We start from the raw sequence: 24645 nt of genomic DNA on the forward strand, positions 1-24645 counted from the left end.
TCCCGCTGGACTGCGCAGCAGGCCTTTTTTTGGGGCCGCTTCGCGACCCAGCGGGAGCAAGCTCCCTCGCCACAGGTTCAGCGAAACAGCATTGGGTTTATCCCGCCCATAAAAAAACCGGCCTCAGCGGCCGGTTTTTTTATGCCTCGAACCTGGCTTACAGCTTGCCAGCGTTCTCGGTCAGGTAAGCAGCGACGCCTTCGGTCGAAGCGGTCATGCCTTTGTCGCCTTTTTTCCAGTTGGCAGGGCAAACTTCGCCGTGCTCTTCGTGGAATTGCAGAGCGTCGACCAGACGGATCAGCTCTTCCATGTTACGGCCCAGCGGCAGGTCGTTGATGATCTGCGAGCGGACAATGCCTTTGTCGTCGATCAGGAACGCGCCACGGAAAGCCACGCCGCCTTCGGACTCAACGTCGTAGGCCTTGGCGATTTCGTGCTTCATGTCGGCAGCCATGGTGTATTGCACCTGGCCGATGCCGCCATTGTTCACCGGGGTGTTGCGCCATGCGTTGTGGGTGAAGTGTGAGTCGATCGAAACAGCGACCACTTCAACGTTGCGTGCCTTGAAGTCTTCCATGCGGTGGTCCAGAGCGATCAGCTCGGACGGGCAAACGAAGGTGAAGTCCAGTGGGTAGAAGAACACCAGGCCGTATTTGCCTTTGATGGCCGAGGACAGGGTGTAGCTGTCTACGATCTCGCCATTGCCGAGTACGGCCGGGACGGTGAAGTCTGGGGCTTGTTTGCCTACGAGTACGCTCATTGGATATCTCCTGGTGTAAAGACGTGAAGAACCGGGTTCGCATCAGCCTGCCACCCTGAGGCGACAGCCCTGTGACACGATCCCGTTTCGCAAAGACCGGCCATCATACACTGCGTGTTTGACCTGTCCAAAAAAGCGTCCTCTACAACTGGACGTGAATCCCCCAGAGTAAAAACCGTTCGTCGGTCATACCCTTTTATGCCGCAAAGGTCTTAGAAACCACTTTGACAATCATTCTCGTTAACATTAAGATCCATCGCAATTGAGTCACAACCAGCGACGGTTTTCACTTATGTATGTTTGCCTCTGCACTGGCGTCACCGACGGTCAAATCCGCGATGCAATCTATGAAGGTTGCTGCAGCTACAAAGAAGTCCGTCAGGCCACCGGCGTTGCGAGTCAGTGCGGCAAATGTGCCTGCCTTGCCAAGGAAGTGGTTCGCGAAACCCTGACCAAACTGCAATCGGCCCAGGCAGCGATACCTTTTCCAGTTGAATTTACAGCCGCCTAAATCTCGTATTTCAAAGAACCGGACTCATGTCCGGTTTTTTTATGCCCGCAAATCAATTGCTTAGACGCTAGACGCGGAACACAAACATTCTTATTCCGATTAATTTTCACTTAAGTTTCAATAACTTAGGTTTGACACTCTTAATTACGCGGCTCAAACTCTGTTTTATAGACGGCTAATACAGGGCAGGACCCCATCATGAAAGGCGACGTTACAGTCATCCAGCATCTCAACAAGATCCTTGCCAATGAGCTGGTCGCGATCAATCAATACTTCCTGCATGCACGCATGTACGAAGATTGGGGCCTGAACAAGCTCGGCAAGCACGAGTACCACGAATCCATCGACGAGATGAAGCACGCGGACAAGCTGATCAAGCGCATTCTGTTCCTGGAAGGCCTGCCGAACGTGCAGGATCTGGGCAAGCTGCAGATCGGCGAACACACCCAGGAAATGCTTGAGTGCGACCTGCGCATCGAACGCACCGGCCATGCCGATCTCAAAGTAGCCATCGCTCATTGCGAAACCGTGGGCGACTTCGGTAGCCGCGAACTGCTTGAAGAAATTCTTGAGTCCGAAGAAGAACATATCGACTGGCTGGAAACTCAGCTGGGCCTGATCGATAAAGTCGGCCTCGAGAACTATCTGCAATCGCAGATGGGCGAAGAGTAAGTTAGCGCCTGCTAGACTCGAAACAACAAAAAGCCCCGCGCTCTTTTGAAGAGGCGGGGCTTTTTGGTTTCTTCAGGGCCTGCCGGGCTTGGGAATATTCCTAAAGCCTGCCCCGAACAAGTCGATAACCCGGCATCGAGAGCTGTTGGCGATCCCCTGTCGCCCGCCACCTTTTTCCACAGAAGGTTTTTATGTCTTCCAACAAAGCCCGCGCAGATTCACTTTCGCTTCTGCTGTTCACCTTGCGCAGCGGCAAGCTCATGGCAATCAACCTGCTGAAAGTCAGTGAAATCATCCCCTGCCCGCCCCTGACCCGACTTCCGGAGTCGCATCCCCACGTCAAAGGCATTGCGACCCTGCGCGGTGCTTCGTTGTCGGTGATCGACCTGAGCCGCGCCATCGGCGAGCGTCCGCTGGAAGACCCGAACGGTGGCTGCCTGATCGTCACTGACGTCAGCCGCTCCAAACAAGGTTTGCATGTTCAGGCGGTGAGCAAGATCGTCCATTGCCTGACCACTGACATCCGCCCACCGCCCTTCGGTTCTGGCGGCGTGCGCTCCTATATCACCGGCGTGACTTCCGTCGACGGCACGCTGGTGCAGGTGCTGGACATTGAAAAAGTGATCCACGGCATCGCCCCGGCACAGATTGAAATGGCCCCGACGGAACTGAGCATGGAAGACGCCGAAGTCCTGGGCAACGCACGAATTCTGGTGGTGGATGACAGCCAGGTCGCGCTGCAGCAATCGGTTCACACCCTGCGCAATCTCGGCCTGCAATGCCACACCGCCCGCAGCGCCAAGGAAGCCATCGATTGCCTGCTGGATCTGCAAGGCACGGCGCAGCAGATCAACCTGATCGTGTCCGACATCGAAATGTCCGAGATGGACGGTTATGCCTTCACCCGCACCCTGCGCGAAACGCCGGATTTTTCGCATCTCTACGTGCTGCTCCACACCTCTCTGGACAGCGCGATGAATAGCGAAAAGGCGCGTCTTGCCGGGGCCAATGCGGTACTGACCAAGTTCTCTTCGCCAGAACTGACCAAGTGCCTGATCGAAGCGGCCAAGGCCGTTGCCGAACAAGGTCACTGAGTGTTGGCCGAAGCGTTCTGCTTTCTGATGCGGCGCAATCTTGCTGAGGATGTGCCCGCCATCCAGTGGCCCGACGGAATTGAGTTGACCCACTACCGCCCCGAACTCGCCGACGCCGTTCATCACTTGATGCAACTGGGCTACAAGTCCGGCGGCGGTCGCGTGCCGGCACTTGATGCCTGGCAGCAGCGCTTCGAATCCGATCCTGAATACGACCCCGGCCTGTGCTTTATTGCCCTGGATGCCGATGGCGTCGTCGGTGTTGCTCAATGCTGGACCAGCGCCTACATCAAGAACCTGGTGGTGCATCCCAGCGCTCAGCGCCAAGGCCTGGGCCGCGCGTTGGTGCTGCATACATTCAGCGTGTTTAAGCAGCGCAGGGAAGGCTTCGTGGATCTGAAGGTGCTGGAAGACAACCTTCGTGCACAGCGGCTGTATGAAAGCGTCGGGATGCGCGTAGTCCGCCGGGAACCGGTCCCTGTCTGACAGACTCCAACCTTGGCCAATTCGCCCAAGGATGCCTGAACCGTGAAAATCTCAACCCTGACCTTCCTCTGCCTGACTGCCCTCGCCAGCCAGGCTCACGCCTCCAGCCCTGACGCATGGGCCGCCTACGACAAAGTGGTCATCGCCAGTTGCACCAAGGCCAGCGGCCTGAAAAACGCCAAACCTGTGGGCAACGCCGCGCAATTCGATGACCGGGTCGGCTATACCGCCCTTCTGCTCCAAGGCCAATACCCGCAAAAACACATGAAGGGCCTGCAAGGCTCGGAACTGTGCCTGTACAACAAGAAAAGCAAAATCGCGTACGTCACGGAGTGGGACTCGATCCGTCCGACAGTGAACGCGCAGTGAGTGGCGCATAACTTGCTTCGATGCAGCCCTTCGCGGCGGCATTCTGACGCCGCTTCACGCCCCCGGATGCGACTGACCGCTCAATGAATACGACATTTTCCTGCGTAGGCTGCGGCAAATGCTGCACTGACCACCACGTGCCCCTGACACTGCCGGAAGCCCGCATGTGGGCGAACGACGGCGGGCAGGTCATTGTGTTGGTGGAAGGTTTCCTGGGGAACGGTCTGGGCCTGCCCGCGCAGCAACGTGAACACGCCGAACGCCGTTCGGTGGTGGTCCAGAGCGGCAACACCAAGGCCTGCGTGGCGATTACTTTTGCCGCCTACAATGTCGGCCGCTGCCGAAATCTGGACCAGGACAACCTCTGCCAGATCTACGAACGCCGGCCGCTGGTGTGCCGTATCTACCCGATGGAAATCAATCCGCACATTCCGCTCAACATCGCGGTGAAGGAGTGTCCGCCCGAATCGTGGGAAAAAGGACCGGACCTGATTGTCGGTGGTGAATTGGTGGATCAGGAGCTGATCAACTTGATCCAGCGCTCCCGTCAGGCCGATCGCGATGACATTCTCATCAAAGAAGCGATTTGCGCGTCTTTGGGGATTCGTACTACGGCGTTGAAAGGCGACGGGTTTACCGCTTATCTGCCGGACATGAATGCGTTGGTGGCCGCGATTGACCAGGCAGCCGGGCAGCCGCTGACGGAGTTGGCCAGTGAGTGGCAGTTCCATGTGTCGGGTGACGATATCGCAGGGCAAGTACAAGCGGCCGGGGCGCGAGTGGCGACGGATGCGCCACTGAACTATGCGTTCATTTCGTTGCGGGCCGCTTGACCCAAAGCTTGCAGCCTGCGATGGGCCCATCGTTTCAAAACTTGAAATTCAGCGCTTGCCCATCGAACGGCGAGTCCCTGGAGGCGCGGCGCCCGGGGTTTTGGTGTGGCCATTCTTGGCGCCGTTCTTGTACCACGGCTGGCTGGCGTTCTTGGCTGCAGCCAGGTCACCCGGTTTGAACGGGAACTTGAACGCCGGAATTGCGGCTTTGGTTTCGCTGTCTGCGCTGGAGTCGACGCTGTCTGGCAGGTCTGCCTGGTCGTCGCTCGAAACGTCGGCAACCGGCGGTTGTGTCGGGGATGTCATGAAAGCTCCGGGTGATGCAATAAAGTCGGGCCCGGTCAGCGAGCCACGAAAGGCGGCAGTATACCTGTCTCGGGAGCGGCAAGCTTCACACAGCAAGCAAGCTGGTCGGGTTTTGTGTTGACCGCGCTGCCGCCTTCGCGAGCAGGCTCGCTCCCACAGTTGATCTACGTCGAACATAAACTGTGTATTTCACCACCATCCAGTGTGGGAGCGAGCCTGCTCGCGATGAACGATAACTCGGTCACCCCGACTGAACGCCCAAACTGACAGCGCCGTCAGTTAGCAGTCACTTTCCTGACCGTCGCACAGGTTTATAAAGGAAGGTATAAACCTGCCCCTACTCCCGACCACCCAGCCCCGGCGCCCCACTCGCATGCGAATTCAGAAAAAACCCGTCTTGCTCGCCGCCCTTCTGATTGTTCTGGCAGCGCTGGGCCTGTGGTACGCCACCAAACCCGCCACCACCAAACTCGCGGCCTCGACGGCCATTCCGGTGCGGGTGGTCAGCGTCGCCAAAAAAGACGTGCCCCGTTACGTCAGCGGCATCGGGTCGGTGTTGTCCCTGCACAGCGTCGTGGTCCGCCCTCAGATCGACGGCATCCTCACCAAAATCCTGGTCAAGGAAGGCCAACTGGTGAAGCAAGGCGACTTGCTGGCCACCATCGACGACCGCTCGATCCGCGCCAGCCTCGACCAGGCCCGGGCCCAATTGGGTGAAAGCCAGGCGCAACTGCAAGTGGCGTTGGTCAATCTCAAGCGCTACAAGTTGCTGAGCGTTGACGACGGCGTTTCGAAACAGACCTACGACCAGCAACAAGCCCTGGTCAACCAACTGAAAGCCACCGCCCAAGGCAATCAGGCCTCGATCGATGCGGCCCAAGTGCAGCTTTCCTACACGCAGATTCGCTCCCCGGTGTCCGGTCGTGTCGGCATTCGCACCGTGGACGAGGGCAACTTCCTGCGCATGACCGACGCCCAAGGGCTGTTCACCGTGACCCAGATCGACCCGATTGCCGTGGAGTTCTCCTTGCCGCAGCAAATGCTGCCGACCCTGCAAGGCTTGATCAGCGATCCCGAGCACGCACAGGTGAAGGCCTACATCGGTGCCGACACCGACGGCGAAACCGGCAACCTGCTGGGCGAAGGCCACCTGACATTGATCGACAACCAGATCAACGCCAACACCGGGACCATCCGTGCCAAGGCTGAATTCAACAACGCCGGGCAGAAACTCTGGCCGGGCCTGCTGGTGACGGTAAAAATCCAGACGGCGCTGGAGAAGGATGCGCTGGTGGTGCCTCCAACCGTCGTACAACGCGGCCTCGATCAACATTTCGTTTACCGGATCAACGGTGACAAAGTCGAAACCGTTCCGGTGCAGATGGTCTATCAAGGCAGCGGCCAGGACATCATCAAAGGCGTGAAACCGGGCGATGTGCTGGTCAGCGATGGCCAATCAAGGCTCAAACCCGGTTCGACCGTGCAGGTGCTGACCGACCCACCGCAAGTGGTGCAAACGGAGCCGAAACCATGAAGGGCCACGGCTCGGTTTCCGCGTGGTGCATCGACCATCCGGTGGCCACCATTCTGCTGACGTTTGCCCTGGTATTGCTCGGTGTCATCGCCTTCCCGCGACTGCCGATCGCCCCGCTGCCCGAAGCCGAGTTCCCGACCATCCAAGTGGCCGCGCAACTCCCCGGTGCCAGCCCGGAAACCATGGCTTCGTCGGTGGCCACACCGCTTGAAGTGCAATTCAGCGCCATCCCCGGCGTCACCCAGATGACCTCGAGCAGCGCCCTCGGCTCGACCAACCTGACCCTGCAATTCACCCTCGACAAGAGCATCGACACCGCCGCGCAGGAAGTGCAGGCCGCGATCAACACCGCCGCCGGCAAACTGCCCAAGGACATGCCGACCCTGCCGACGTGGCGCAAGGTTAACCCCGCCGACAGCCCGGTGCTGATCCTCAGCGTCAACTCATCGCAGATGCCCGGCACCGAGCTCAGCGACCTGGTCGAAACCCTGCTCTCCCGTCAGATCAGCCAGATCGACGGCGTAGGCCAAATCAACATCACCGGCCAGCAACGTCCGGCGATCCGTGTTCAAGCCTCGGCGGACAAACTGGCGGCCATCGGCCTGACGCTGGCGGACATACGGCTGGCGATCCAGCAGACCAGCCTCAACCTGGCCAAAGGCGCGCTGTATGGCGAGTCGAGCATCTCAACGCTGTCGACCAACGACCAATTGTTTCATCCCGAGGAATACAGTCAGCTCATCGTTTCCTACAAGGACGGCGCACCGGTTCATCTGAAGGATGTCGCCAAAGTCGTCAACGGTTCGGAAGATGCCTACGTGCAAGCCTGGGCCGGCGACAAGCCCGGGGTGAACCTGGTGATCTCCCGGCAACCGGGGGCCAACATCGTCGAAACCGTGGACCGCATTCAGGCTGCACTGCCCGCGCTCGAAGCCATGCTGCCGGCGTCAGTAGAGGTCAAAGTGCTGGTCGACCGCACACAGACCATTCGCGCCTCGCTGCATGAAGTGGAAGTCACCCTGCTGATCGCGATCATGCTGGTCGTAGCGGTGATGGCACTGTTCCTGCGCCAATGGTCGGCAACCATGATTGTGTCGGCGGTGCTCGGCGTTTCGCTGACCGCCAGTTTCGCCCTGATGTACATCATGGGTTTCAGCCTGAACAACCTGACGCTGGTGGCGATCGTGGTGGCGGTGGGGTTTGTGGTCGACGACGCGATTGTGGTGGTGGAGAACATTCACCGCCATCTGGAGGCCGGTGACGGCATGCGCGAGGCGGCGATCAAGGGCGCGGGCGAGATTGGTTTTACCGTGGTCTCGATCAGTTTCTCACTGGTGGCGGCGTTCATTCCGCTGCTATTCATGGGGGGTGTGGTCGGGCGACTGTTCAAGGAATTTGCCCTGACGGCCACGTCGACGATCATGATTTCGGTGGTCGTGTCGCTGACCCTGGCGCCAACGCTGGCGGCCCTGTTCATGCGTGCGCCGGTGCATCACGCCCACAGCAAGGCAACGTTCGGCGAGCGCTTGCTGGCCGGTTATGAAAAGCTGCTGCGCCGCGCCCTCGCCCATCAGAAATTGATGATCGGCGTGTTTGGTCTGTCCCTCGGCCTGGCCATCGCCGGTTACATCTTCATTCCGAAGGGGTTCTTTCCTGTACAGGACACTGGTTTTGTCCTCGGCACCACCGAAGCCGCCGCTGATATTTCCTACGGCGACATGGTGAAAAAACACCTGGCGATGGCGGAAATCGTCGCCGCAGACCCAGCGGTCGAGGCGTTTTCCCACTCGGTCGGCGTATCGGGCAGTAACCAGACGATTGCCAACGGTCGCTTCTGGATTTCCCTGAAAAAACGGGGTGATCGCGACGTCTCCGCCAGCCAGTTCATTGACCGCATCCGTCCGCAACTGATGAAAGTCCCGGGCATCGTGCTCTACCTGCGCGCCGGCCAGGACATCAACCTCAGCTCCGGCCCGAGCCGTGCACAATACCAATACGTGCTCAAAAGCAACGACGGCCCAACCCTCAGCACCTGGACCCAGCGCCTCACGGAAAAACTGCGCAGCAACCCGGCGTTCCGCGACATTTCCAATGACCTGCAACTGGGCGGCAGCATCACCCACATCAGCATCGACCGCAGTGCGGCGGCACGTTTCGGGCTGACCGCCAGCGATGTCGACGAAGCGCTGTACGACGCTTTCGGCCAGCGGCAGATCAACGAATTCCAGACCCAGATCAACCAGTACAACGTGATCCTCGAACTGGACACCAAACAACGCGGCAAAGCCGAAAGCCTGAACTATTTCTACCTGCGTTCGCCGTTGAGCGGGGAAATGGTGCCGCTGTCGGCGCTGGCGAAATTCGATGCGCCCACGGTGGGGCCACTGTCCATCGCCCATGACGGCATGTTCCCGGCCGCCAACCTGTCGTTCAACCTGGCGCCCGGTGTGGCACTGGGCGACGCGGTCATCATGCTCAATCAGGCCAAGGCCGAAATCGGCATGCCGGCGGCCATGAGCGGCAACTTCCAGGGCGCGGCCCAAGCGTTCCAGAGTTCGCTGGCCAGCCAGCCATGGCTGATCCTGGCGGCGCTGGTGGCGGTGTACATCATTCTCGGCGTGCTTTACGAGAGCTTCGTGCATCCGTTGACCATCATCTCGACCCTGCCGTCGGCCGGCCTCGGCGCAGTGATCATGCTGTGGATCTGCGGGCAGGACTTTTCGATCATGGCGCTGATCGGGCTGGTGTTGCTGATCGGGATCGTGAAGAAAAACGGCATCCTGATGATCGACTTCGCCCTCGATGCCCAACGCAACGGTGGTTTGCCACCGGAAGAAGCGATCTACCAGGCGTGTATCACCCGGTTCCGGCCGATCATCATGACCACCCTCGCCGCCCTGCTCGGCGCGCTGCCGCTGATGCTCGGCTACGGCACCGGCGCCGAACTGCGCCAACCCTTGGGGATCGCGGTGGTCGGTGGTTTGCTGGTAAGCCAGGCGCTGACACTGTTTACCACTCCGGTCATATACTTGTGGCTTGAGCGGCTTTTCCACCGGCCCAAACCCGCACCGCTGCCGGTGCTGGCGACCACAGACTGAGGCGGGGTCATGCGCGTTCTGATTATCGAAGACGAGGAAAAAACCGCGGACTATCTGCACCGCGGTCTGACGGAACAGGGTTACACCGTGGACCTGGCCCGAGACGGTGTCGAAGGCCTGCACCTGGCGCTGGAAAGCGACTACGCGGTGATTGTGCTCGACGTCATGCTGCCGGGCCTCGACGGCTTCGGTGTACTGCGCGCCTTGCGTGCGCGCAAACAAACGCCGGTGATTATGCTGACCGCCCGCGAACGGGTCGAAGACCGTATCAAAGGCCTGCGCGATGGCGCCGACGATTACCTCGGCAAACCGTTTTCCTTCCTTGAACTGGTGGCGCGCCTGCAAGCCCTGACACGGCGCAGTGGCGGTCACGAGCCGGTGCAAGTGAGCATCGCCGACCTGTGGATAGATTTGATCAGCCGCAAAGCCACCCGTGCCGGCACCCGCCTGGACCTGACCGCGAAAGAGTTTTCGCTGCTCAGTGTGCTGGCCCGTCGGCAAGGGGAAATCCTGTCGAAAACCGCCATCGCCGAAATGGTCTGGGACATCAATTTCGACAGCGATGCCAACGTCGTCGAAGTCGCGATCAAACGCCTGCGCGCCAAACTCGACGGTCCGTTCGACGAAAAACTGCTGCACACGATTCGTGGCATGGGTTATGTGCTGGAGAGCCGTGGTGTCCAGTAACTCCATTGCACTGCGCCTGAGCGGGATGTTCACGCTGGTGGCGTTGCTGGTGTTCCTGTTGATCGGCTGGGCGCTGTATCAACAGGTCGACAAAGGCCTGGGCCTGCTGCCCGAAGCCGAACTGGACGCACGTTACAGCGTGCTCGAATCCACTGTCGGCCGTTACGGCACGCCTGAGCATTGGGTGAAGATCAACAACAAGCTCAAGCTGCTGGGTGAAGAAGACAAGCGCATCAGTTTCTGGATCATCAGCGGCGATCCGCACTACGAATACGGCAACCTGACCCCACAGATTCGCGCCTTCGCCGAAGGGCCGCTGGGCATGCGTGATTTGCAGCTACCGGACCAGCCTTATCCACAGAAGGTTCTGGTCAGCCAGTTCCCGGCCAAGGATCAACGACCGTCGTTGCGCTTCATGATCGGCATCGACACCGAGACGTTTTTCCAGACCCAGCATCATTTGCTGATCGCCCTGATCAGCCTGGCGATCATTGGTGTGCTGCTTGCGTCGGCGTTGGGTTACTGGGTGGCACGGATTGGCCTGAAGCCTCTGATCAAGTTGTCCCAGGAAGTCCAGCGCCTGGCGCCGCCGTTGCGTTCAGGACGGTTGCGTTTGTCGTCGCTGCCCCCCGAGCTGAACCAGTTCGCCAACTCGTTCAATTCCACGCTGGGGCGGGTTGAACAGGCTTACACACGGTTGGAATCGTTCAACGCCGATGTCGCCCATGAACTGCGTTCACCGTTGACCAACCTGATCGGTCAAACGCAAGTGGCGCTGACTCGCGGTCGTTCGGCGGAACACTATTTCGAAGTGCTGCAATCCAACCTGGAAGAACTTGAGCGATTGCGTTCGATCATCAACGACATGCTGTTCCTCGCCAGCGCGGACCAGGGCAGCAAAGCGACCAAACTGACCTCCACTTCATTGGCCGATGAAGTGGCAACCACGTTGGAGTATCTGGATTTCATTCTTGAGGACGCGCAGGTTCAGGTACAGGTCAGTGGCGATGCCCAGGTGCGCATCGAGATCGCGCATTTGCGTCGTGCGTTGATCAACTTGCTCAGCAACGCGGTGCAACACACTGAGCCCGGGCAAGTGATTCAGGTAACGATCGAAGCGGAGGACCATCAGGTCAGCATCGGTGTCGCTAATCCCGGTTCGCCGATTGCCAGCGAGCACCTGCCACGCCTGTTCGAACGCTTCTACCGGGTCGATGCGTCGCGCAGCAACAGCGGCAACAACCACGGCCTGGGCCTTGCGATCGTCAAGGCGATTGCGTTGATGCACGGCGGGGATGTGTTTGTACGCAGTGATCACGGCATGAATACCTTTGGTATCCACCTTCCCGTATAAATAACCCCGATCCCCTGTGGCGAGCGAGCTTGCTCGCGCTGGGCTGCGAAGCAGCCCCAAATCAATGAACGCTCTCCTCGCAGGAAAATCGCATTTACCCTTTTGACGACTGCTGCGCAGCCGAGCGGGAGCAAACTCCCTCGCCACAAGAGCACAGCAATCGACTATTGCCTTAACCGCAACAGTCCTTTCAAGAATCCACTCTTTTTCCCTTCTCCAAATCGCCTTATCTTTGCCCGCACCAAACAGCACTTGCCAAGCAAGAAGGTCTTAAAGATGTCCAACACTATGGGTATTGCCAGCGCTTTCGTTTTGTCCTCTTTGTTCCTCTCCCCGTTCGCCATGGCTGAAGAGTCGCCGGCGTTCGTCGCACACAACGCAGCGCGCGCCGCCGCGTACGAAGCGTATCAGGGCGAGATGACGGCCAAGGCTCAGGACGCTGCGCAAGCCCCTCAAGCGGCGACTTCCCAGGCCCAGCCACAGGCCGGGAAAGACAGCTGATTGCAACTAACTGCTCTGTTTCCCTCGACACTCTTCATCGGCTCTTCCCTTTGAAAAGTTGTCTTCAAAGCCGCTGTGATCAGCGGCTTTTTTTTGCCTGTTCATTACATCCCCTGCAAAGATGAAACGGTAGGAGCGAGCGAGCTCGGGAAAAACCCCAGAGCGCCGCTGGGCATCTGGTTTACGCGTCATCGTTCACGACCTTCGCGAGCAAGCTCGCTCCTACAGTTAAGGAACTACGCTTACTCAGTCATTCCCGCAGATTTGAGCCCCATGACCGTACGCAGTACTCCCCATCGTTCAAACCGCGCCGGTCGGCCAGAGATCCTGGTGATCCTCGGCAGCAGCCTGACGGTCATTGCCATTCTCTGTATTGTCACCTTCCTGCTGATTCGCGAACACGCCAACGCCCAGCATGAAGCCACCCGCAGCGCGACCACCATCGCGCAGTTGATCGACGCCGACGTGCTGCGCACCGTCGAACTCTATGACTTGACCCTGCAAGGCCTGATCGCGGCCTCGCAACGAGACGACCTGAAACAGGTTTCGCCGCAGATCCGCCATCTGGTGCTGTTCGACCGTTCCACCGCCGCTCGCTTCAAAGGCGACATCATGTTGTTGGACAAGCATGGCGACGTCCTCGCCGATTCTTCGTTGCTCGAACCCAAACCGGGCAACTTTGCCGATCGCGACTATTTCCTGGCCCATGTCAGCAACACTGACACGGGCATGTTCATCAGCAGGCCCTTCAAACCCCGGTGCGATTGCGACGACAAAAACGAATGGCGAATCAGCTTCAGCCGCCGCATTTCGTCGACCACCGGTGAATTTATGGGCGTCGCCGTGGCGTCGATGCGCCTGAGCTACTTCGATCAGTTGTTCAACAGCCTGAACATAGGCACCGGCAGCACGCTGGCCATCATCAACCGCGATGGCATCCTGCTGGCGCAAAAGCCGCACCTGGAAAACGACCCGATCGGCAGGAGTTTCGCCAACCGCCCCAATGTATTGCGCATGCTGAGTGAGGGCAGCGGCAGTTTCGATAGCGTGTCCAGCGTCGATCAGCAACAGCGCCTGTACACCTTTTCCCGGGTCGGTAACCTGCCATTGACGGTGATCGTCGCGCTCTCCGGCGAGGAAGTGTTCGCCACCTGGAAACGCACGGCGGTGGTGATCAGCGGTGCGACCGGCGTGCTGTGCATTGGCCTGCTCTGGCTGACGTGGTTACTGTGCCGGGAGCTGAGCCTGCGTCACCACGCTGAGCAGGAGCTGGCGCAACTCGCGGCCACGGACGCCCTGACCGGCGTGGCCAACCGTCGGATGCTGGATCAAACCCTGCGCCATGAGTGGTTTCGCGCTCAACGCTCCGGCAAACCGCTGTCGGTGCTGATGATTGATGCCGACCACTTCAAGGCATTCAACGATCAACATGGCCATCAGGCCGGTGATGACGCACTACGCGCATTGGCCAAGGTGATTTCCGACAACGTGCGCCGCCCCGCAGACCTGGTTGCCCGATACGGCGGGGAGGAGTTTTCGGTGATCCTTGCTGAAACCGATAGTGCGGGTGCGCAGCAGATCGCCGAACACATCCGTTTGGCGGTGGAACGATTGCCCTTCGTGGCGGGCGTGGAATCACCGATTACTGTCAGTATCGGTATCAGTACCTGGACCCGGAATTCCGATATCAGCCTGGAGCAGCTGCTGTTTGCGGCGGACATGGCGCTGTATCAGGCCAAGGATGGGGGGCGCAATCGGGTGGTGGCTGCGCAGTGAGTTATCCAGTGCTGCGACCGGCCTCATCGTCGGAACGCCGCCCGCAGCAAGCTAGCTCCTACAGTGGAATGCATTCCAAATGTGGGAGCCAGCCTGCTGGCGATGAGGCCCGACCAGACACCACAAAATCCAGGCATAAAAAAAGGCCACCCGAAGGCAGCCTTTAAAAACTAGAGAGGTTTTTTGCTTACACCGCCGCGACGGGACGCATGTAAGAGATCGGTGCAGTGCTGGCGTCTTCGAAAGTCACGACTTCCCAAGCATCTGTCTGCTCAATCAACTTGCGCAGCAGCTGGTTGTTCAATGCATGTCCGGACTTGAAGCCCTTGAACTCACCAATCAGGCTATTGCCCAGCAGGTAGAGGTCACCAATTGCATCGAGGATCTTGTGCTTCACGAATTCGTCTTCGTAGCGAAGGCCGTCTTCGTTCAGTACACCATCCGCGTCGACCACAATAGCGTTTTCAACGCTGCCGCCGAGTGCGAGGTTGTGCTTGCGCAGGTACTCGATATCACTCATGAAACCAAAGGTACGGGCGCGGCTGACTTCTTTTACGAACGAAGTGCTGGAAAAATCCACGCTTGCACTTTGTGTGCGGTCACGGAAAACCGGGTGATCGAAATCGATCTCGAAGCTCACTTTGAAACCTTCGAAAGGGACGAAAGTGGCGCGCTTGTCGCCGTCTTCCACTGTCACTTCCCGCAGGATCCGGATGAACTTCTTGGCTGCGTCCTGTTCTTCCAGGCCGGCCGATTGAATCAGGAATACGAAAGGTCCAGCGCTACCATCCATGATCGGAACTTCGGACGCGGAGAGCTCGACGTAGGCGTTATCGATGCCCAGGCCAGCCATGGCCGAGAGCAAGTGCTCCACCGTATCCACTTTGGTGTCACCACTGACCAACGTGGTCGACATCGTGGTTTCACCAACGTTTTCCGCGCGGGCAGGAATCTGCACCACAGGGTCGAGATCGGCACGACAAAACACAATGCCGGTGTCGATAGGTGCTGGCTTGAGGGTCAGGTATACCTTCTCCCCGGAGTGCAGGCCTACACCTGTGGCACGGATAATATTTTTCAGTGTGCGTTGTTTAATCATGGCTTGGGCCGCTTCAGCGCAAATTGCGAACTGGTATCAACAAAGGCTGGCGATGATAGCAGACCAGACCTTTGCTGAACACCAATCACCTTCATAGCCCTGATACATTCCATTAATCGGCCTGACGACGCAGGAAAGCCGGGATGTCCAGGTAGTCCAGATCATCTTGCGGATTCATCTTCGCGGCAGCCGCAGCACCGGCTTGAGCCTGGTTGCGCATGACGGTCGGACGGTCGAGATCACGGTAGTTCACAGCCGGCGCGTCCTGACGAGCAGGCGCTTGTTGCTGTGGCTGGGCGGCCATGGAAGTGTGAACGGTATTGTCGATGACCTTGACAGGCTTCTCGATTTTAGCGCCCAGACCGGTGGCAACCACGGTCACGTGCAGCTCGTCGCGCATGTCCGGATCGATAACGGTACCGACCTTGACCATGGCGTGCTCGGAAGCGAAGGCTTCGATGATGCTACCCACGTCGGAGTACTCGCCCAGGGACAGGTCAGGACCGGCGGTGATGTTCACCAGGATGCCGCGTGCACCTTGCAGGTTCACGTCTTCCAGCAACGGGTTGCGAATGGCCGCTTCGGTGGCCTCGCGTGCACGGTTCGGACCGCTGGCGCAGCCAGTGCCCATCATCGCCATACCCATTTCGCTCATCACGGTACGTACGTCGGCAAAGTCGACGTTGATCATGCCCGGACGCTTGATGATGTCGGAGATACCGCGAACGGCACCGGCCAGTACATCGTCTGCCTTGGCGAAAGCCGACAGCAGGCTGGCGTCTTTACCGAGGATGGTCAGCAGCTTCTCGTTGGGAATGGTGATCAACGAGTCGACGCTTTCCGACAGCAGGCGGATGCCTTCGTCGGCCAGCTGCATGCGCTTGCGACCTTCGAACGGGAACGGACGGGTCACCACCGCAACGGTGAGGATCCCCATTTCCTTGGCCACTTCAGCAATGATCGGCGCAGCACCGGTACCGGTACCGCCGCCCATGCCGGTGGTGATGAACACCATGTTAGTGCCCTGCAGGACTTCGGCAATGCGCTCACGATCTTCGAGAGCGGCCTGACGACCTACTTCAGGGTTGGCGCCGGCGCCCAGACCTTTGGTCACGCCGGTGCCCAGTTGCAGGATGGTCCGCGCGCTGATGCTCTTCAGCGCCTGGGCATCAGTGTTGGCGCAGATGAATTCAACGCCTTCAATGTTGCTCTTGACCATGTGATTGACAGCGTTGCCGCCGCCTCCGCCAACACCGATAACTTTAATGACCGGGCTTGCGGGGATGTTGTCTACGAGTTCGAACATTTTCCCTCTCCTTTGATTCTCTAGTTTTTTCGCCTACTGCCTGTATCTACAACGGTGCTGCGGTAATTCTTTTAGAAATTGCCTTGTACCCAGCTCTTGATGCGATCGAGCAAGGCGGCTTTCGGTTCGTCATTGCTGTAGCTGTCGCGGCTGCTGATGCCCGAGAACGAAACCCCGTCGGACTGCTTCTGCAGGCCGTACATCAACAGGCCGACGCCGGTGGAATAAATCGGGTTGCGGACCACGTCGTCCAGGCCCTTGACGCCATGCGGCACGCCCAGGCGCACCGGCATGTGGAAGATTTCCTCGGCCAGTTCGGTGGCGCCTTCCATCTTCGACGTACCGCCGGTCAGCACGATGCCTGCCGGGATCAGGTCTTCGTAGCCACTGCGACGCAGTTCGGCCTGGATCAGCGTGAACAGTTCGTCGTAACGCGGCTCGACCACTTCGGCCAAGGCCTGACGGGACAGTTCGCGCGGTGGACGGTCGCCAACGCTTGGCACCTTGATGGTTTCACCGGCACCGGCCAGCTTGGCCAGGGCGCAGGCGTAGCGAATCTTGATTTCTTCGGCGTACTGGGTCGGAGTGCGCAACGCCATGGCGATGTCGTTGGTCACCTGATCGCCCGCAATCGGGATCACCGCGGTGTGACGGATCGCGCCCTCGGTGAAGATCGCGATGTCGGTGGTGCCGCCGCCAATGTCCACCAGGCACACGCCCAGTTCTTTCTCGTCGTCGGTCAGTACCGAGTACGCGGACGCCAGTTGCTCGAGAATGATGTCGTCGATTTCCAGACCGCAGCGACGCACGCATTTTTCAATGTTCTGTGCGGCGTTGACGGCGCAGGTCACTACGTGAACCTTGGCTTCCAGGCGTACGCCCGACATGCCCAGTGGCTCGCGAACGCCTTCCTGGTTATCGATCACGTAATCCTGCGGCAGGGTGTGCAGCACGCGCTGGTCAGCCGGGATCGCCACGGCCTGGGCCGCGTCGAGCACGCGCTCAAGATCGGCGGAGCTGACTTCGCGATCACGGATGGCAACGATGCCGTGGGAGTTCAGGCTGCGGATGTGATTGCCCGCCACGCCCACGAACGCCGAGTGGATCCGGCAACCGGCCATCAGCTGCGCTTCTTCGATCGCGCGCTGGATCGACTGCACGGTGGACTCGATGTTCACCACCACGCCTTTTTTCAGGCCGCGGGACGGATGAGTGCCGATCCCGACGATTTCGAGCGTGCCGTCGTCCGAGACCTCGCCGACCAGCGCCACCACTTTGGAGGTGCCGATATCGAGACCGACGATCATTTTTCCGCTTTGCACGTTTGCCATGGGGTCCTGCCTCTCTTAATTCTTCGCGACAGCGGGTTGGGCTGTCGTAGGCGCTACAGGTTCCCGCCAGCCAACAGCGAGGCCGTTGGCGTAGCGCAGATCGATGCGCGCAATGTTCGTAATCTGTTCTTTAAGCGTCTTGTCGTAGATGGCGATAAAACGGCGCATCTTTTCCACCAGGTTGCCGCGGCCCAGCAGCAGTTCGATCCCCGGGCCGGCACTGCCGGGACCGGTGGTCAGGAACCAGCTGCCCCGTTCACGCAACTCCAGGCGTGCAATCGAGAAGCCCAACGGCCTGAGCATCTGGCTCAGCACCTGGTATTGCTGCATCACTTGCTGCTGAGCCCGCTGTGGGCCGAACAGCTGTGGCAAGTGTTCGTAGTTCGCCAGCTCACGCGGAGTGAATGCCTGGCCCTGGTTGTTCAACAGCGATTCATCACCCCAACGGGCCACCGGCAGTTGTTCTTCCAGGCGGATCACCACTTGATCCGGCCACACCCGACGCACTTCGGCGTGGGCAATCCATGGCATCGTTTCAAGCTCGGTGCGCATGCTTTCCAGGTCGATGGTGAAGAAGCTCGACGCCACGTAAGGGGCGATCCGCTGCTGCACCGCTTGCTGGCTGATGTAACTCAAATCGCCCTGCACGTTGATCTTGGTGATCGGCCGGTCGGCGTACGGCAGCAAGCGCTGTGCACCTTCGTAAGTGCCGAACCCCAGCGCGACCAACAACACCGGCCAGAACAGGCTTTTCAGAAAACCAAAATTGGCTTTCGGCAGGCGCGCGGACATCGGCTCTTTGGCCACCATTCGGCTGGCACCCCGTGGCACCGGCTTGCGGCCGGGTGCGGGAGGTGGCTGATGTCTTAGCTGAGCGCCTTGCATGGTCTTAACCTCGCGGCTCGTTGTTGCCGGCAATGCTGGCGGCCAGAATCGCCAGGACCAGTTGCTGGAAATCCAGACCGGCAGCACGGGCCGCCATCGGCACCAGGCTGTGATCGGTCATGCCCGGTGCGGTGTTGACTTCCAGGAACCAGAACTGCCCATCGGCGTCCTGCATCACGTCTGCCCTGCCCCAACCGGCAATACCCAGTGCCTCACAGGCTTTCGCCGTGAGGTCCATGAGTTCTTTTTCCTTGTCGCTGTCGAGGCCGCACGGGATCCGGTACTGGGTATCGGAAGCCACGTACTTGGCGTCGTAATCGTAGAAACTGTGCGTCGTGCCCAGGGCAATCGGTGGCAACACCTGGTCACGCAGGGTGGCGATGGTGAACTCGGGACCTTGAATCCATTGTTCAACCAACACTTGCGAATCGTAGGTACTGGCCGCTTTCCACGCGTCGATCAATTCGGGCGTGGAAGTCACTTTGGCCATACCGATACTTGAACCTTCATGGGCCGGTTTGACGATCAAAGGGAAGCCCAGTTCCGTCGCTGCGGAAATACAATCGGCCTCGCTGCTCAATACCGCGTGACGCGGCGTCGGAATGCCCAGGCTGTGCCAGACCTGCTTGGTCCGCAGCTTGTCCATCGCCAGTGCCGACGCGAGGATGCCGCTGCCGGTGTAGGGAATGCCCAGGCATTCGAGCAGGCCTTGCATGCTGCCGTCTTCACCGCCACGACCGTGGAGGATGATGAAGGCGCGGTCGATTTTTTCGTTCAGCAAACGCTGCAACAGGTCGTCGCCCACGTCGAGACCGAACGCGTCCACGCCCGCACTTTTCAGCGCTTCGAGTACTGCGTTGCCCGACTTCAGGGACACCTCGCGCTCGGCACTCTTGCCGCCGAACAGCACGGCGACGCGGCCGAAATCTTTCGGCGCGAGCGTGGAGACGAGATTGGCGTAAGCAGCAGTCATTTCAACTTCCCCACACTTGGCGCGGCAACGGCGCCAGCGAACAACGGACTCTTCAACAGTTTTGGAGCAAGGCCACCGATATCACCGGCGCCCTGGCACAGCAGGATGTCGCCGGCACGCAGCAGCGGCTTGACCACTGGCGCGAGGTCGACACCGCGCTCGATATAGATCGGGTCGAGCTGACCGCGCTGACGGATGCTGTTGCACAGCTTGCGGCTGTCAGCGCCCGGGATCGGCTCTTCACCGGCCGGGTACACTTCCATCAGCAACAGGACGTTGGCGTCGGCCAGTACATTGACGAAATCGTCGTACAGGTCGCGCGTGCGACTGTAACGGTGCGGCTGGTAGACCATCACCAGGCGACGCTCCGGCCAGCCACCGCGCACGGCCTTGATCACCGCGGCGACTTCGGTCGGGTGGTGACCGTAGTCGTCGACGAGCATCACGTTGCCACCGTCTACCGGCAGTTCGCCGTAGACCTGGAAACGTCGACCCACGCCCTGGAACCCGGACAGGCCCTGGACGATGGCTTCATCGCTGACGCCCTCGTCGCTGGCAATGCAGATGGTCGCCAGTGCGTTCAGCACGTTGTGGTTGCCCGGCATGTTCACCGAGACGTCCAGCGGCTCGCGCTCGGGACGCAACACGGTGAAGAAGGTCTGCATGCCTTGCTGGCGCACATTGATGGCGCGCACGTCGCAGTCTTCGCCGAAGCCATAGGTGACGGTCGGACGCTTAACCAGCGGCAGGATTTCACGGACCACCGGATCGTCCAGGCACACCACGGCCAAACCGTAGAACGGCAGGTTGTGCAGGAACTCGACGAAGGTTTTCTTCAGTTTGTTGAAGTCACCGTCGTAGGTCGCCATGTGGTCGGCGTCGATGTTGGTGACCACGGCCACCAGCGGCTGCAAATGCAGGAAACTGGCATCGCTTTCGTCGGCTTCGGCAATCAGGTAACGGCTGGTGCCCAGCTGGGCATTGGTACCCGCGGCGTTCAGACGGCCACCGATGACGAACGTCGGGTCCAGGCCACCGGCTGCGAACACCGAAGCGATCAGGCTGGTGGTGGTGGTTTTGCCATGCGTACCGGCCACGGCGATGCCATGGCGGTAGCGCATCAGCTCGGCCAGCATTTCGGCGCGCGGCACCACGGGAATACGGCGCTCCAGCGCAGTGGCGACTTCAGGGTTCGACGTATTGACCGCACTGGAGACCACCAGCACGTCGGCAGCCGCAGCGTTTTCGGCGCGGTGGCCGATGAAAATCTGTGCACCGAACGATTCCAGACGCTCGGTCACTGGCGAAGCTTTCAGGTCGGAACCTGACACGTCATAGCCCAGGTTCAACAACACTTCGGCGATTCCGCACATGCCCACGCCGCCGATGCCGACGAAGTGGATGCGACGGATGCGGCGCATTTCCGGTTGCGGCATGGCTTTCTGATTCTCAACCATGGGCCACCTCCAGGCAGGTATCGACCACGCTACGTGTTGCATCGGGTTTGGCCAGGCGGCGTGCCGCCGTGGCCATGTCGGTGAGTCGTTGTGGTTGCATCAGGACCTCTGTCAGGCGTGCGGCAAGATCCGCTGCGCCAGTCGTTCTTTGCGGCATCAGGAAGGCAGCGCCTTCACGGGCCAAATAATCGGCGTTGCGGGTCTGGTGATCGTCGATCGCGTGGGGCAAGGGCACCAGCATCGAGGGCAGACCGGCGGCGGCCAGTTCACTGATGGTCAGCGCACCTGCGCGGCACACCACCAGGTCGGCCCAGCCATAGGCTTGGGCCATGTCTTTGATGAAGGGCTGCACCTGCGCCTCGACGCCAGCCGCGCGATAGCGCTCTGCAGTCACTTCATCGTGGTTTTTGCCGGCCTGATGGAACACCTCCGGACGCAGGTCGGGGGCGACTTGCGACAGGGCTTCAGGCAGCAACTTGTTCAACGGTTCTGCGCCCAGGCTTCCGCCCAAGACCAGCAAACGCGCCTTGCGACCGGCCAGGGCTGGTCGCTGTGTGTCGAGGAACAGCTCGGTGCGCACCGGGTTACCGGTGGTCCGACGGCTGTCCGACAGGGTAAAGGTGTCGGGGAACGCTTCACAGACTCGAGCGGCCAACGGCACCAGCAACCGATTGGCGGTACCGGCCACGGCGTTCTGTTCGTGAACGATCACCGGCACGCCGGCCAGTTTGGCTGCGACGCCACCAGGGCCGGTCACATAACCACCGAAGCCGACAACGCACACTGGCTGCAGCTGACGAATGATCGCCCGCGCCTGCCAGACGGATTTGAGCAACATGAACGGAGCCTTCAGCAGGGACAACTTGCCTTTGCCGCGCAGACCGCTGGCATTGATCCGGTGCAGCTCGATACCGGCCATCGGCACCAGGTCGTTCTCGATGCCGCGCGGTGTCCCGAGCCAGTGCACGGTGTAACCACGGGCCTGGAACTCGCGAGCACAGGCCAGCGCCGGGAACACGTGGCCGCCGGTGCCGCCCGCCATGATCAAGACGTTAGCGCCCATGGGGTGTCTCCTCGGCGAAGTCACTTTCATGGAACTCCGTCTCCTCACTGCCCAGATGGGTTCGACTCTCCCACTCGATGCGCAGCAACAGACCGAGGCACGCGCCACAGATCACCAACGAACTGCCGCCATAACTGAGGAACGGCAGGGTCAGCCCCTTGGTTGGCAGCAGGCCCACGTTCACCCCGATGTTGATCAGGAACTGACCGATCCACAGGAACGACAGGCCATACGCGATATACGCGGCGAAGAACTGCTTGGCCTTCTCGGCCCAATAGCCGATGTACATGCCGCGAATACAAACGAAAACGAACAGCGCGACCGTGCACAACGAACCCACGGCACCCAGTTCTTCAGCCAGGACCGAGAACACGAAGTCGGTGTGGGCTTCCGGCAGGTAGAACTGTTTCTGCACGCTATTGCCCAGGCCAACGCCCAGCCATTCACCGCGACCGAACGCGATCAGTGCTTGCGACAACTGGTAGCCAGCGCCGAATTGGTCAGCCCATGGGTCGGCAAAGTTGGTCAACCGCGCCATTCGATACGGCTGCACTTGAATCAACAGCACCACCGCCGCGACCGCCAGAACCACCATCAAGGAGAACCGGAACAGCCCGACGCCACCCAGGAACAGCATCGCTGCCGCAGCGCCCATCATCACGACGGTGGCACCGAAGTCCGGTTCCATCAGCAACAGGCCGGCCATTGGCAGCAACACGATGAAGGGCTTGAAGAAGCCCATCCAGCTTTCGCGCACTTCTTTCTGGCGACGTACCAGGTAACCGGCGAGGTAGATCACCACGAACACCTTGGCGATCTCGGAAGGCTGGACGTTGAAGAAGCTGAAGCCGATCCAGCGCATCGAACCGTTCACTTCACGGCCGATCCCCGGCACGATCACCATCACCAGCAAACCGAATGCACCCAGCAACATCAGCCAGCCCAGACGCTGCCAGGTGGCGATCGGAATCATCATGGTGATGACGCAGGCACCGAGGCCCAGCACGATGTAAACAAGGTGGCGAATCATGTAATACAGGGCGCTGCCCGACTGCACGGCCCCCACTTCGGTCGACGCCGAGGCGATCATGACCAGCCCCAGGCCGATCAATGCCAGGCAACCGGCGAGCATCGGGAAGTCGAGGTCGATACCACGCCCGGTGATGATCGGCGATGGATACGGCTTGATGATATTCAACAGGCTCATGCCAGATCCTCCACAGCGCGGACGAACTGGTGACCACGGTCTTCGTAATTCTTGAACATGTCGAAACTGGCGCAGGCTGGCGACAGCAGCACTACGTCGCCCGGTTGCGCGGCGGCGCGGCATTGCTCCACCGCTTCGACCAGCGACCCGACGCGGATCAGCGGCACGGCGTCGCCGATGGCTTCGCCGATCTTGTCGGAGTCACGACCCATCAGGATCACGGCGCGGCAGTTGGCCGCCACCGGATCACGCAGGTCCTTGAACTCGGCGCCCTTACCGTCGCCACCGGCGATCAGCACGACCTTGCCGTCGATATCCGCGCCCAGGCCTTCGATGGCGGCCAGTGCGGCGCCCACGTTGGTGGCTTTGGAATCGTTGTAGTAGCCCACGCCATCCAGGTCGCGGACCCATTGGCAGCGATGCTCAAGCCCGGCAAAGGTGCGCAGGCTCGCCAACATCGCGTCGAACGGCAGGCCGACCGCATGGCCCAGCGCCAGAGCCGCCAGGGCGTTGGACTGGTTATGGGCGCCGCGAATTTTCAACTCGCGTACGGGCATCAGGTTCTGGAATTCGAAGGCCAGGTACTTCTCGCCGTCTTCTTCGCGGATACCGAATGCCTTGAAATCGGGTTTGCTCAGACCAAAGGTCCAGCAGGGTTGGCCTTCGCCCATCAATGGACGGCTCAGGGCGTCCTGACGGTTGACCACGAACTGCCTGGCACCACGGAAGATCCGGTGCTTGGCCAGGTGATAGGCCGGCAGGCCGCTGTAGCGATCCATGTGGTCTTCGCTGACGTTGAGCACGGTGGCCACTTCGGCGTTGAGTTGATCGGTGGTTTCGAGCTGGAAGCTCGACAGCTCCATCACGTACAGCTCGACGTCGTCGCGCAGCAGGTCCAGCGCCGGAGTGCCGAGGTTACCGCCGACGGCGACACGCTTGCCGGCCGCTGCCGCCATCTCGCCCACCAGCGTGGTCACGGTGCTTTTTGCGTTGGAACCACTGATGGCCACGATCGGCGCCTTCGCGTTACGCGCGAACAGCTCGATGTCACCGGACAATTTCACGCCACGGGCGGCGGCGGCCTGCAGGGCCGGGGTCGCCAGCGCCAGGCCGGGGCTCACGTAGAGCTCGTCGGCACGGCACAGGAATTCGACGTCCAGCTCGCCACAACGCACTTCCACGTGCGGATAGTCACGCTTGAGCGTGGCCAGTTCCGGTGGATTTTCCCGCGTATCGGCCACAGCAAACGACGTGCCCCGGTTCGCCAGGAAGCGAACCAGGGACATGCCGCTCTTGCCGAGGCCGACAACGATGCGGAAGTGGTCAGAAGCGATCAGAGACAC

Annotated in this window: 23 protein-coding genes; 12 read left to right on the forward strand and 11 right to left on the reverse strand. The window is 60.1% G+C overall.

Annotated features, from left to right (window positions below; all coding sequences use genetic code 11):
• Positions 1 to 157 precede the first annotated feature (157 nt).
• The gene (locus tag EJA72_RS24765) at positions 158 to 760 is read right to left on the reverse strand and encodes a peroxiredoxin (RefSeq protein WP_157714525.1); all 603 of its coding nucleotides are present in this window, start codon (positions 758 to 760) and stop codon (positions 158 to 160) included.
• A gap of 292 nt (positions 761 to 1052) precedes the next feature.
• Between EJA72_RS24765 and EJA72_RS24770 the strand changes: the two genes are divergently transcribed.
• The 6 genes from EJA72_RS24770 (at position 1053) to EJA72_RS24795 (ending at position 4725) form a co-directional block, all read left to right on the forward strand.
• Positions 1053 to 1271, forward strand: coding sequence for a bacterioferritin-associated ferredoxin (locus EJA72_RS24770; RefSeq protein ID WP_007943567.1), 219 nt, complete (start codon positions 1053 to 1055; stop codon positions 1269 to 1271).
• Between the two features lie 198 nt (positions 1272 to 1469).
• Positions 1470 to 1943, forward strand: a complete 474-nt coding sequence (bfr, locus tag EJA72_RS24775; protein WP_157714526.1) for a bacterioferritin — start codon at positions 1470 to 1472, stop codon at positions 1941 to 1943.
• A 191-nt stretch (positions 1944 to 2134) separates the two neighbouring features.
• Positions 2135 to 3037 carry a chemotaxis protein CheV gene (locus EJA72_RS24780; RefSeq protein WP_157714527.1) on the forward strand — a complete coding sequence of 301 codons (903 nt, stop codon included), beginning with the start codon at positions 2135 to 2137 and terminating at the stop codon, positions 3035 to 3037.
• A 27-nt stretch (positions 3038 to 3064) separates the two neighbouring features.
• Positions 3065 to 3523, forward strand: a complete 459-nt coding sequence (locus tag EJA72_RS24785; RefSeq protein ID WP_157714554.1) for an N-acetyltransferase — start codon at positions 3065 to 3067, stop codon at positions 3521 to 3523.
• Between the two features lie 42 nt (positions 3524 to 3565).
• On the forward strand, positions 3566 to 3892 hold the full coding sequence (locus tag EJA72_RS24790) for a hypothetical protein (RefSeq protein WP_178129567.1): 327 nt from the start codon (positions 3566 to 3568) through the stop codon (positions 3890 to 3892).
• An 83-nt stretch (positions 3893 to 3975) separates the two neighbouring features.
• Complete coding sequence (locus EJA72_RS24795; protein ID WP_157714528.1) at positions 3976 to 4725, forward strand: YkgJ family cysteine cluster protein; 750 nt, start codon at positions 3976 to 3978, stop codon at positions 4723 to 4725.
• Between the two features lie 48 nt (positions 4726 to 4773).
• Here the strand turns inward: EJA72_RS24795 and EJA72_RS24800 are convergent, their stop codons facing one another.
• Positions 4774 to 5031 carry a hypothetical protein gene (locus EJA72_RS24800; protein WP_157714529.1) on the reverse strand — a complete coding sequence of 86 codons (258 nt, stop codon included), beginning with the start codon at positions 5029 to 5031 and terminating at the stop codon, positions 4774 to 4776.
• Between the two features lie 373 nt (positions 5032 to 5404).
• Between EJA72_RS24800 and EJA72_RS24805 the strand changes: the two genes are divergently transcribed.
• The 6 genes from EJA72_RS24805 (at position 5405) to EJA72_RS24830 (ending at position 13981) form a co-directional block, all read left to right on the forward strand.
• Positions 5405 to 6565, forward strand: a complete 1161-nt coding sequence (locus EJA72_RS24805) for an efflux RND transporter periplasmic adaptor subunit (RefSeq protein ID WP_157714530.1) — start codon at positions 5405 to 5407, stop codon at positions 6563 to 6565.
• Positions 6562 to 9663, forward strand: coding sequence for a multidrug efflux RND transporter permease subunit (locus EJA72_RS24810; protein ID WP_157714531.1), 3102 nt, complete (start codon positions 6562 to 6564; stop codon positions 9661 to 9663). Before EJA72_RS24805 ends, EJA72_RS24810 begins: the two co-directional genes overlap by 4 nt.
• Before the next feature lie 9 nt (positions 9664 to 9672).
• The gene (locus tag EJA72_RS24815) at positions 9673 to 10350 is read left to right on the forward strand and encodes a heavy metal response regulator transcription factor (RefSeq protein WP_007916978.1); all 678 of its coding nucleotides are present in this window, start codon (positions 9673 to 9675) and stop codon (positions 10348 to 10350) included.
• The gene (locus EJA72_RS24820) at positions 10340 to 11704 is read left to right on the forward strand and encodes a heavy metal sensor histidine kinase (RefSeq protein ID WP_178129568.1); all 1365 of its coding nucleotides are present in this window, start codon (positions 10340 to 10342) and stop codon (positions 11702 to 11704) included. Before EJA72_RS24815 ends, EJA72_RS24820 begins: the two co-directional genes overlap by 11 nt.
• A 276-nt stretch (positions 11705 to 11980) precedes the next feature.
• Positions 11981 to 12205, forward strand: coding sequence for a hypothetical protein (locus EJA72_RS24825; protein WP_157714533.1), 225 nt, complete (start codon positions 11981 to 11983; stop codon positions 12203 to 12205).
• 273 nt (positions 12206 to 12478) lie between these two features.
• Positions 12479 to 13981 carry a diguanylate cyclase gene (locus EJA72_RS24830; protein ID WP_157714534.1) on the forward strand — a complete coding sequence of 501 codons (1503 nt, stop codon included), beginning with the start codon at positions 12479 to 12481 and terminating at the stop codon, positions 13979 to 13981.
• 187 nt (positions 13982 to 14168) lie between these two features.
• Here the strand turns inward: EJA72_RS24830 and lpxC are convergent, their stop codons facing one another.
• The 9 genes from lpxC to murD all read right to left on the reverse strand — a co-directional run bounded on the left by lpxC (position 14169) and on the right by murD (position 24645).
• The gene (gene lpxC / locus EJA72_RS24835; RefSeq protein ID WP_045059296.1) at positions 14169 to 15080 is read right to left on the reverse strand and encodes a UDP-3-O-acyl-N-acetylglucosamine deacetylase; all 912 of its coding nucleotides are present in this window, start codon (positions 15078 to 15080) and stop codon (positions 14169 to 14171) included.
• Positions 15081 to 15192: 112 nt separating this feature from the next.
• Positions 15193 to 16386 (reverse strand): cell division protein FtsZ, encoded by a 1194-nt coding sequence (gene ftsZ / locus EJA72_RS24840; protein ID WP_157714535.1) that lies wholly within the window; start codon positions 16384 to 16386, stop codon positions 15193 to 15195.
• Positions 16387 to 16457: 71 nt separating this feature from the next.
• Complete coding sequence (ftsA, locus tag EJA72_RS24845) at positions 16458 to 17717, reverse strand: cell division protein FtsA (protein ID WP_157714536.1); 1260 nt, start codon at positions 17715 to 17717, stop codon at positions 16458 to 16460.
• A gap of 15 nt (positions 17718 to 17732) precedes the next feature.
• Positions 17733 to 18602 carry a cell division protein FtsQ/DivIB gene (locus tag EJA72_RS24850; protein WP_157714537.1) on the reverse strand — a complete coding sequence of 290 codons (870 nt, stop codon included), beginning with the start codon at positions 18600 to 18602 and terminating at the stop codon, positions 17733 to 17735.
• 4 nt (positions 18603 to 18606) lie between these two features.
• On the reverse strand, positions 18607 to 19575 hold the full coding sequence (locus tag EJA72_RS24855; RefSeq protein ID WP_157714538.1) for a D-alanine--D-alanine ligase: 969 nt from the start codon (positions 19573 to 19575) through the stop codon (positions 18607 to 18609).
• Positions 19572 to 21032, reverse strand: coding sequence for a UDP-N-acetylmuramate--L-alanine ligase (gene murC / locus EJA72_RS24860; protein WP_157714539.1), 1461 nt, complete (start codon positions 21030 to 21032; stop codon positions 19572 to 19574). The genes EJA72_RS24855 and murC overlap by 4 nt, the downstream gene beginning before the upstream one ends.
• Positions 21025 to 22095 (reverse strand): undecaprenyldiphospho-muramoylpentapeptide beta-N-acetylglucosaminyltransferase, encoded by a 1071-nt coding sequence (gene murG, locus EJA72_RS24865; RefSeq protein WP_157714540.1) that lies wholly within the window; start codon positions 22093 to 22095, stop codon positions 21025 to 21027. Before murG ends, murC begins: the two co-directional genes overlap by 8 nt.
• A complete protein-coding gene (gene ftsW, locus EJA72_RS24870; RefSeq protein ID WP_157714541.1) occupies positions 22085 to 23302 on the reverse strand; it encodes a putative lipid II flippase FtsW in 1218 nt (405 codons plus the stop codon). The genes murG and ftsW overlap by 11 nt, the downstream gene beginning before the upstream one ends.
• On the reverse strand, positions 23299 to 24645 hold the full coding sequence (murD, locus tag EJA72_RS24875; protein ID WP_178129569.1) for a UDP-N-acetylmuramoyl-L-alanine--D-glutamate ligase: 1347 nt from the start codon (positions 24643 to 24645) through the stop codon (positions 23299 to 23301). Before murD ends, ftsW begins: the two co-directional genes overlap by 4 nt.

The organism is Pseudomonas sp. PB120, assembly GCF_009761815.1.
GTDB lineage: Bacteria > Pseudomonadota > Gammaproteobacteria > Pseudomonadales > Pseudomonadaceae > Aquipseudomonas.